We start from the raw sequence: 9,335 nt of genomic DNA, 5'->3' as shown, positions 1-9,335 counted from the left end.
GAGAGGCTAGGACTTTTGTCCCAGCCTCTTTTCTTGTTAATGTATAAATCTTTATTCTTCGTTTTTTCGCATGAAATAAAGGAGTGTTTGCAATTCACTGGTGAGATCGACATATTGGACGACGACGTCTTTAGGAACTGTCAGATGGACCGGAGAAAAGCTTAGAATTCCTTTGACACCGGCATCTACTAAAAGACTAGCCACTTCCTGCGCTTTAATACTTGGGACAGTTAAAATTGCTGTTTGAATGCCTTCTTTTTTGAGATTCTCTTTGATCGTAGAAATCCCATAAATGGGGATCCCATCCTTACTTTTGGTATTAATCAGTTCATGATCATCTACATCAAAAGCCATGACAATTTTCATCTTATTGCGTTCATGGAAGCGATAGTTGAGGAGCGCACTTCCCATATTTCCGATCCCCACAATAGCGACATTGGTAATAGCATTATCATTTAAGAGATCCGCAAAGAAGTTCATCAGTTTTTTTACGTCATAACCAAATCCCCGTCTTCCTAATTCACCAAAATAAGAAAAATCTCGGCGAACGGTAGCAGAGTCAATCCCAATTGCATCAGCAATTTGCTTGGAATTGGCGCGCTCTATTTTTTCAGAGTTAAAGCGTTTAAAAATGCGGTAGTAGAGCGATAAGCGTTTTGCTGTTGCGCGTGGAATTGGAGTATTTTTATCATGTTTCACAATATCACAACCTTTCCCTCTTATTGTATAGGAAGATTGTGAAAAAATCAACTATCTAAAGCGGTTTTTAAAAAATATTTTTGTCTAAAGAAAAAGCTGATGGCGATGGAGAGTTCCATCAGCATCAGCTTAGTTTTCAGCTTGTTCTACCTTTTTCAAAAAAGCATAAAGTCCATCGACTCGTCCTGTATAGGGGAGCTTTTCCCCCTTGTATTCAATGGATACGATTGAGTAAGAGTCAGGCAAGGTTACACAGCCTGAAAAAGCTAGGATACAGGCTGCAAGGTCAGGATAAGTAGTCGTTCGTTCTACTTGGTAAGCATCGATATAAGTTAGGGTTACCATATTAGGCCTCTGTTTTGTTGAAAATTTCTCTTTCGACAAGACTATCCATTAAGAAATAGAATTTTTGTTGGATAATGTCATTTTCTGGATTTTTAAAGATATTAACCAGGCGAAGTCCAGACTTGTCTGTAATATTGATCTTAAAACCTGTCAAATCTTTATTGAAAATAATTTTAAGTAGGAAGCCTTCGCCGCTATTTGGAACGGCTTCGAGCAAACGATTTAACTCGTAATTTCCAACTTTTGTAACAGCGAATGTATTGTCACGTAAGGTATATTTTTTAACATTTGGGTGTAGACTATAGGTATATTTGCAGTCTTTCAATGAAACACTTGTTTCAAAAGCCATATTGTTCTCCTATAATAAAATTTCTTTAAGTTTTGTGAGGAAGTCTTGGACCTCCTCTATGGTATTGAGTTCTGAAAAACTAATTCGAAGGGATTCTTTTAGGCGTGAGCTATCTTTTCCATAGAGCGCCTCAAGGACATGGCTGGGTTGAACTGTACCAGCGGTACAAGCAGAACCTGTAGAGACAGAAATTCCAGCAAGATCGAGTCGCATCAGTAAAACGTCATTTTGGAAACCCGGAAAGCCAAGGTTCCAAACAAATGGAAGATGATCGTCATTCGCATTTACGTAGTAGTCGTAGGCTGCTAAACCATTGACTAGCTCTTGGCCGAGTTTTTGAACCTGGTGGAAATTTTCTTCTTGATGAAGTGTAGCTTGCTGAAGCGCGGTTGCCATCCCGACAATAGAAATAAGATTTTCCGTGCTGGCTCTCATCTTACTTTCCTGATCCCCACCATGGATGAGATTATCAAAATCTGGGACGGCTGCATAAAGGAAGCCGACTCCCTTTGGTCCGTGGAATTTGTGGGCAGAAGCACTGAGAAAATCAATTCCCAACTCTTCGGGATAGACAGGGACCTTTCCGATTGCTTGGACCGCATCAACGTGAAAGGCAGCTGGATGATCTTTTAAGAATTCTCCGATTTTTTTAATCGGTAGAAGATCGCCAGTCTCGTTATTGGCAAACATGGTAGAGACAAGAATGGTATCCGGTCTAAGTGCAGCCTTGATATCACTAGCCTGAATGCGTCCATCTCTTGGTTGGACGATCGTAACTTCAAATCCGAAACGTTCTACAAGGTATTCGATGGGTTCGAGAACCGCATGGTGTTCCAAAGCGGTCGTAATGATGTGTTTGCCATCTGCTTGGTGTTTCAAGCAGTAGCCTTTTATAACGGTATTATTACTTTCTGATCCACCTGAAGTGAAGAAAATACGATTTGGAAGAGTATGGAGAGACTGAGCAATCTGCTCGCGAGATTCTCGGAGGAGTTTACTAGCCATCCGTCCATGAGCATGAAGGCTCGATGGATTTCCAAAAGTGGTCTTCATAGTTTCAGACATTTTATCAATGACTTCAGGTAGAAGGGGAGTTGTTGCGGCATTATCAAAATATATCACATTAAGACCTTATTTCTTGTGGTAGGCAAATAGAGGACTAACAGGTTTTCTTTCTTGAATGCGAACAATAGCTTCAGCGATCAGTTCGCTAGCTGTTAGATAGTTAATATTTTTTGGTGTTGGTCCATTTGGAGCAACAGAATCGGTTACTAAGATTTCTTTGATCGGAGCTTGGTCTAATAATTCAACAGCTCCTTTTACAAATAAACCATGGCTTGATACAGCATAAATTTCAGTAGCACCTTCGCGTTCGACGATTTTCGCAGCTTCTGAGAATGTCTTACCAGTATTGAGGATATCGTCAATCAAGATCGCTTTCTTATCTTTGACATCCCCGATAATATAGCCATAATCACGGTTTGCATCATCTTGCTCGTAATCAATGATCGCAATCGGTGCATCAAGATATTCAGCTAAACTACGAGCCCGTTTAACACCTGAGTTTTTAGGGCTGACGACTACAACATCAGGACCAGTTAGACCTTTGTTGATGTAGTGCTCTGCAAAAAGTGGAATGGTAAAGAGGTTATCTACGGCAATATCGAAGAAACCTTGAACTTGCACTGCATGGAGATCCAGTGTGACGACGCGATCCACCCCAGCTTTGACCAACATGTTTGCGACGAGCTTAGCTGTGATTGGTTCGCGAGGAGCAGCAGTTCGGTCTTGGCGAGCATAGCCAAAATAAGGCATGACCACATTGACGGTGTTTGCGCTAGCCCGTTGGCAAGCATCCACCATGATTAACAATTCCATCAAGTGATTGTTAACAGGAAAACTGGTTGATTGAATGATATAAATATCATATCCACGAACACTTTCCTCAATATTGACTTGGATTTCACCATCTGAAAACTGACGGGATGAAATTTTCCCAAGTGGAACCCCAGCATGATCCGCGATTTTTTGCGCAATCTCTGGGTTTGAATTGAGAGAGAAGAGCTTCATATTTTTTTTATCTGACATGTGATTCCAACCTCATTTAGATTTTTAATCTTAGCACTATTTTAGCAAAAATTTGCGATAATTTCAGCTATTTTACAATCTTTCCGCTAATCTAGCGATTTTATTTTTTGCTGCTTTGTAGACGATTCCATGCTCTTTGATGAACTGATGGAAATTTTCTTCCTGCTCAGCAGTTTCGACCTCGATTTCTAATTCATAATCTTCAGTGTCTAAATAGAGACTGTGGTCTAGTGCCACCAATCCTGCAGCTGTTTCTTTTTCGAAGCGTTCTGTTGTTAGGCTTCCCCAGACAGCGAGTTGCTCAACAGGGATTTCTTTAGATATCAAGAGGTTTTTGATTTCCCCGTCAGGAAACTGTTGGTGTTGAAGGATCGCTTCGGTTTCTTCTGGGCTGAGGTCTTGATTGTACTCGAAATGGCCAACTGCTTCAGGAACCTTGAGAGTCAATTCAGCTTGATCTGTGAAAGTACGCACCCGCAAAGCCATTTTTTCCTTACGCATGAGCTGGTCGGGGGTATCGATATAGTGATTGGTTTGGACAACCAATTCTGTATCAGCAAAAAGTGGAAGGAGGGATTGGTATTCCTCCTTATCTAGCAAGGTTTTGTATTCAATTTCTAAATGGTTCATTTTGTAGTCCTTTGCTTTTTTTCGAAAGCGATTCATGATATAATAAGAGATGTGTTTATTGTATACAAAAATGGTTCAGATTACAAGGTGGTAGGATGGCAATTGATTGGGAAAACTTCTTAGATCCTTATATCCAAGCAGTTGGGGAATTAAAAATCAAACTGCGTGGGATTCGTAAGCAATATCGTAAGCAACAAAAGCATTCTCCAATTGAGTTTGTCACAGGACGGGTCAAGCCGATTGAGAGCATCCGCGAAAAGATGATCCGAAGAAATATTTCTGAAGAAAATTTGGCTCAGGATATGCAAGATATTGCTGGTCTTCGCATCATGGTCCAGTTCGTAGATGACGTCGAAGAGATCCTAGAGGTTCTGAGACAACGGCAGGATATGCACGTGGTCCAAGAGCGAGACTACATCCGCCATAAGAAATCAAGTGGCTACCGGAGTTACCACGTTGTGGTCGAGTACCCGGTCGATACCATTGATGGAAATGAAACGATCTTAGCAGAGATTCAAATTCGGACTTTGTCCATGAATTTTTGGGCAACCATTGAACACTCGCTCAATTATAAATATAAAGGAGACTTTCCAGACGAGATCAAAAAACGCTTAGAGACGACAGCAAACCTGGCTTATCTCTTGGATGAAGAGATGGGGGCAATTCGGGATGCGATTCAGGAGGCTCAAGCCCTGTTTGATCCACTTCATCGTAAGTTAAATGATGGCGTTGGAAATAGTGATGACACAGATGAAGACTACAGGTAAAAAAGTATCCATTATTCGCAATCGCAAGCGTCAAAGTGAAGAGGTTTTTCAGCAGTTGCGCTACAAGCTTAGGAAAAATAATTTTATTTTGACGGAGAAGCATCCGGATATTGTGATTTCAATTGGTGGTGATGGGATGTTGCTATCAGCCTTTCACAAGTATGAACACCAGTTGGATCGAGTTCGCTTTGTTGGCGTCCATACCGGACACTTAGGATTCTATACGGATTACTTAGATAGTGAAATCGATAAGCTGGTTGAGAACTTAAAATATGATACTGGAGCCAAGGTTTCCTACCCCATTTTGAATGTCAAGATCACTTTTGACAATGGGGAAACCCGTACCATGAGAGCCTTGAATGAAGCAACAATCAAGAGAAGCGACCGGACCATGGTTGCCGATCTTACCATCAATGGAGTTGATTTTGAGCGCTTTAGAGGAGACGGCATTACAGTTTCGACTCCTACAGGAAGTACGGCCTACAACAAATCCTTGGGAGGAGCAGTCCTTCACCCAACTATTGAGGCGCTGCAGATTGCGGAAATTGCCAGTCTCAACAACCGTGTTTATCGTACCTTGGGTTCTTCTGTTATTGTCCCTAAAAAGGATAAGATCGAGATTACACCGACGCGTCCTGGCTTCCACATTATCTCTGTCGACAATTCAACCTATTCTTACCGCAATATTGCAAAGGTAGAATACCAGATCGACAACCATAAGATTAATTTCGTGGCAAGCTCCAGTCATACCAGTTTCTGGAATCGGGTCAAGGATGCCTTTATCGGAGATGATAGAGAATGAGATTTGAATTCATTGTCGATGAGCATGTCAAGGTCAAGACTTTTCTGAAAAAACACGAGGTTTCTAAGGGGCTCTTAGCAAAGATTAAGTTTCGTGGTGGCAAGATCCTTGTCAATGGACGTCCGGAGAATGCGATTTATTTGTTGGATATTGGGGATCGCTTGGTCATTGATATTCCAGCAGAAGAAGGGTTCGAAACTCTAAAACCCATGGATCGGCCTTTGGATATTTTGTTTGAAGATGATCATTTTTTGGTCTTAAACAAACCCTTTGGGATCGCATCGATTCCAAGTGCGATTCATTCCAATACCTTAGCAAATTTTGTAAAGGGCTACTATGTGAAGCAGGGCTACGAGAACCAGCAGGTTCACATTGTTACTCGTTTGGACAAGGATACAAGTGGCGTTATGCTCTTTGCCAAACATGGCTATGCCCATGCTCGCTTGGATAAGCAATTGCAGTCTAAAACGATTCAGAAACGCTATTATGCCTTGGTCAAGGGATCTGGGAAGCTTGATCCTGTCGGAGAGATTATTGCTCCGATTGCGCGTGATGAAGATTCAATTATCACCCGAAAGGTAGCTAAAGGTGGCAAGTATGCTCATACAAGCTACCAGGTTGTTCAATCTTTTGGTGATATTCACCTAGTGGTTATTCAGTTACACACAGGTCGAACCCACCAGATCCGCGTTCATTTTTCCCATATTGGTTTTCCGCTCTTGGGAGATGATCTCTATGGCGGAAGTTTAGAAGACGGCATTGAGCGCCAAGCCCTTCATTGTCATCGTCTATCCTATTATCATCCATTTCTAGAGGAAGAATTGGTCATAGAAAGTCCACTGCCTCCAGATTTCCAAGCTGTATTAACACAGCTTCAAACCAGTTATTAATTATTAAAAGGAGTAAAACTCATGGAAGTTTTTGAAAATCTCAAAGCCAACCTCGTTGGTAAGAATGCACGTATTGTATTACCTGAAGGTGAAGAGCCTCGTATTCTCCAAGCAGCAAAACGAATTGTGAACGAGACAGATGTAACCCCTGTATTGCTTGGTAATCCAGATAAAATTCGTATTTACCTCGAAATCGAAGGGGTTTTGGAAGGATATGAAGTTATTGATCCGCATTCTTATCCAGGTTTTGAAGAGATGGTAGCTTCCTTAGTAGAACGTCGTAAGGGCAAAATGACAGAAGAAGAAGCGCGTCAAGTTTTGAAAGACGACGTTAACTATTTCGGTGTGATGTTGGTTCACATGGGAATTGTTGATGGGATGGTATCAGGTGCGATTCACTCAACAGCTGCAACTGTTCGTCCAGCTCTTCAAATTATCAAAACTCGTCCAAATGTCAAACGGACTTCTGGTGCCTTCCTTATGGTACGTGGATCCGAACGCTACTTGTTCGGGGATTGTGCCATCAACATCAATCCAGATGCTGAAGGCTTAGCTGAAATCGCCATCAACTCTGCTATCACAGCTAAGATGTTTGGCATTGATCCAAAAATTGCCATGTTGAGCTATTCAACCAAAGGCTCTGGTTTCGGTGAAAGTGTTGATAAGGTTGTCGAAGCGACTAAGCTTGCTCATGAACTTCGTCCAGACCTTGAAATTGATGGGGAATTGCAATTTGACGCAGCCTTTGTCCCAGCAACTGCAGCTTTGAAGGCTCCAGGAAGCAAGGTGGCAGGACAAGCTAATGTCTTTATCTTCCCTGGTATTGAGGCAGGTAACATTGGATACAAGATGGCAGAACGTCTTGGTGGCTTTGCGGCGGTAGGTCCTGTCTTGCAAGGGTTGAACAAACCAGTCAACGACCTCTCTCGTGGATGTAATGCAGATGACGTGTACAAATTAACCTTGATTACAGCGGCACAAGCAGTAGAACAATAAGAATGATTGAAAGGCTCAGGATGATCTTGAGCCTTTTTCTTTATAAAATCAGAATTTCTAAACTATAACTCATTCTATGGTATACTAGGAATATGTTAGATTTAAAAGATTACGGGATTATCATGTGGGAGGAGGAAAAAATTGCTTCCTTCCGAGAAAAGTTATTAGCCTGGTATGATGCCCATAAACGGGATCTCCCCTGGAGACGGACGCAAGATCCTTATAAAATATGGATCTCAGAAATTATGCTCCAGCAGACACGTGTCGATACGGTTATTCCCTATTATGAGCGCTTTCTGGACTGGTTTCCAACTGTCGCTGATTTGGCTCAAGCTCCTGAAAAAAGGCTCTTAAAAGCATGGGAAGGCTTGGGCTATTACTCACGAGTCCGCAACATGCAGAAAGCTGCCCAGCAGATTATGGGGAACCACGGAGGAGTGTTTCCATCAAGTTATGAGGCTATCTCAAAACTTAAGGGAATTGGGCCTTATACTGCTGGTGCCATTGCGAGTATTGCTTTTGGCCTACCGGAGCCTGCTGTGGATGGTAATGTCATGAGAGTACTGGCTCGCTTGTTTGAAGTGGACTACGATATCGGAGTCCCGACCAATCGCAAGATTTTCCAAGCCATGATGGAGATCTTGATTGATCCAGATCGTCCTGGTGATTTCAATCAGGCTTTGATGGATTTGGGATCAGATATTGAATCCCCAGTCAACCCGCGGCCGGAAGAGAGTCCTGTCAAGGAGTTTAGCGCAGCCTATCAACATGGGACCATGGATCGTTATCCCATTAAGGCTCCTAAGAAGAAACCGGTACCTGTCCATCTAACAGCCTTTATTATCAAGGATAGTCAAGGCCGCTACTTGCTGGAGAAAAATGAGCGAGAAGGGCTTTTATCTGGTTTTTGGCATTTCCCCTTGATTGAAGTGGATGGCCTATCTGAGAACCTAGGTCAATTATCCCTACTGAATGGGCAAGGTCATGCAGAAGTCAACCCAGAAATTCTTTCCTTTGAACAAGACTATGACTTGGCTATTGAATGGCAGGACAGATCGTATCCTATCGTCCAGCATGTCTTTTCGCATCGCAAGTGGCAGGTTCAACTTCGTTACGGCCTAGTAAAAGAAGGAGAGCAACCAGCAAGTGAATCGACTGTTTGGTTAACACCAGAAGAATTTTCGGACTATCCTTTTGCTAAACCCCAGCAAAAGATTTGGACGACTTTTACGGAAAATGAAAAATAGCTAGAGATTATTCTCTAGATATTTTTTTTATAGATGAGCGAATGCTTTGATTTCTTCTTCAGACATGGATGAGTCGCAACGAACACTGACTTCACCAGATTCGACATGTAAAAATCCTGGGACAGTTGGGATGCCGTAAGTTGAGCGGAAGGCTTGTAATGCGTCTAGCTGACTTGGTTCTTCACTATTAATAAAATAGATATGAGCTTTTGTTTCAGCTACGACAGTTGCTAATTTAGCAGCGAACTTCCGGCAGTAAGGGCAAGTCTTGCGTCCGATAAAGAAGGTCGCTGTTTCTTTTTGATCGATCGCTTCTTGCGCACGCGCGACAGTTGTGACTTCAAGATCTTTAATATCTTCTAAAAATTGTTCCATGAGATTACCTCGCTTTCTTCTATGTCTAGTATGCCATATTTTCTATAAAATCGCTGGTATTTGCTACGAAAGAAAGAGAGAGTGGGACAGAAATCGGTTATCGTTAGAATTCGATTTCGTCGTCCCACCTCCGCACAGTTGAGTAGG

12 protein-coding genes are annotated in these 9,335 nt (G+C 42.1%); 5 read left to right on the top strand and 7 right to left on the bottom strand.

Features of this window, described 5'->3' with window-relative positions; translation table 11 throughout:
- Positions 1–51: 51 nt before the first annotated feature.
- The 6 genes from HMPREF2686_RS07820 to HMPREF2686_RS07795 form a co-directional block, all read right to left on the bottom strand.
- Entirely contained in the window at positions 52–699 is a 648-nt protein-coding gene (locus tag HMPREF2686_RS07820; protein ID WP_049474902.1) for a redox-sensing transcriptional repressor Rex, read from the bottom strand.
- 129 nt (positions 700–828) lie between these two features.
- Positions 829–1,044, bottom strand: coding sequence for a DUF4649 family protein (locus tag HMPREF2686_RS07815; RefSeq protein WP_049490891.1), 216 nt, complete (start codon positions 1,042–1,044; stop codon positions 829–831).
- 1 nt (position 1,045) lies between these two features.
- Positions 1,046–1,393, bottom strand: a complete 348-nt coding sequence (locus tag HMPREF2686_RS07810; RefSeq protein WP_009730974.1) for a DUF1831 domain-containing protein — start codon at positions 1,391–1,393, stop codon at positions 1,046–1,048.
- 9 nt (positions 1,394–1,402) lie between these two features.
- The gene (locus HMPREF2686_RS07805) at positions 1,403–2,515 is read right to left on the bottom strand and encodes a cysteine desulfurase family protein (RefSeq protein WP_070450109.1); all 1,113 of its coding nucleotides are present in this window, start codon (positions 2,513–2,515) and stop codon (positions 1,403–1,405) included.
- Positions 2,516–2,524: 9 nt separating this feature from the next.
- The gene (locus tag HMPREF2686_RS07800) at positions 2,525–3,481 is read right to left on the bottom strand and encodes a ribose-phosphate diphosphokinase (protein WP_003007186.1); all 957 of its coding nucleotides are present in this window, start codon (positions 3,479–3,481) and stop codon (positions 2,525–2,527) included.
- A 72-nt stretch (positions 3,482–3,553) separates the two neighbouring features.
- Positions 3,554–4,111: a CYTH domain-containing protein gene (locus tag HMPREF2686_RS07795; RefSeq protein WP_049523196.1), complete on the bottom strand. Its 558-nt coding sequence runs from the start codon at positions 4,109–4,111 to the stop codon at positions 3,554–3,556.
- 95 nt (positions 4,112–4,206) lie between these two features.
- On the opposite strand from HMPREF2686_RS07795, the gene HMPREF2686_RS07790 reads away from it, so the two are divergent.
- From HMPREF2686_RS07790 to mutY, 5 genes are all read left to right on the top strand, one after another.
- A complete protein-coding gene (locus tag HMPREF2686_RS07790; protein WP_009730977.1) occupies positions 4,207–4,878 on the top strand; it encodes a GTP diphosphokinase in 672 nt (223 codons plus the stop codon).
- Positions 4,862–5,680, top strand: a complete 819-nt coding sequence (locus HMPREF2686_RS07785) for an NAD kinase (protein ID WP_282184817.1) — start codon at positions 4,862–4,864, stop codon at positions 5,678–5,680. The genes HMPREF2686_RS07790 and HMPREF2686_RS07785 overlap by 17 nt, the downstream gene beginning before the upstream one ends.
- Entirely contained in the window at positions 5,677–6,570 is an 894-nt protein-coding gene (locus HMPREF2686_RS07780) for an RluA family pseudouridine synthase (RefSeq protein WP_049484048.1), read from the top strand. Before HMPREF2686_RS07785 ends, HMPREF2686_RS07780 begins: the two co-directional genes overlap by 4 nt.
- 21 nt (positions 6,571–6,591) lie before the next feature.
- Positions 6,592–7,566 carry a phosphate acetyltransferase gene (pta, locus tag HMPREF2686_RS07775; RefSeq protein ID WP_070450106.1) on the top strand — a complete coding sequence of 325 codons (975 nt, stop codon included), beginning with the start codon at positions 6,592–6,594 and terminating at the stop codon, positions 7,564–7,566.
- 92 nt (positions 7,567–7,658) lie between these two features.
- Positions 7,659–8,813 (top strand): A/G-specific adenine glycosylase, encoded by a 1,155-nt coding sequence (mutY, locus tag HMPREF2686_RS07770; protein WP_070450103.1) that lies wholly within the window; start codon positions 7,659–7,661, stop codon positions 8,811–8,813.
- Positions 8,814–8,840: 27 nt separating this feature from the next.
- Here mutY and HMPREF2686_RS07765 read toward each other — a convergent pair whose 3' ends face one another.
- On the bottom strand, positions 8,841–9,188 hold the full coding sequence (locus HMPREF2686_RS07765; RefSeq protein WP_023918049.1) for a DUF6568 family protein: 348 nt from the start codon (positions 9,186–9,188) through the stop codon (positions 8,841–8,843).
- Between the last annotated feature and the right edge of the window lie 147 nt (positions 9,189–9,335).

Source organism: Streptococcus sp. HMSC057G03 (genome assembly GCF_001808745.1).
GTDB lineage: Bacteria > Bacillota > Bacilli > Lactobacillales > Streptococcaceae > Streptococcus > Streptococcus parasanguinis_Z.
Note: the sequence above shows the minus strand (reverse complement) of the source record. Positions and strands in the feature narration are given on the sequence as shown.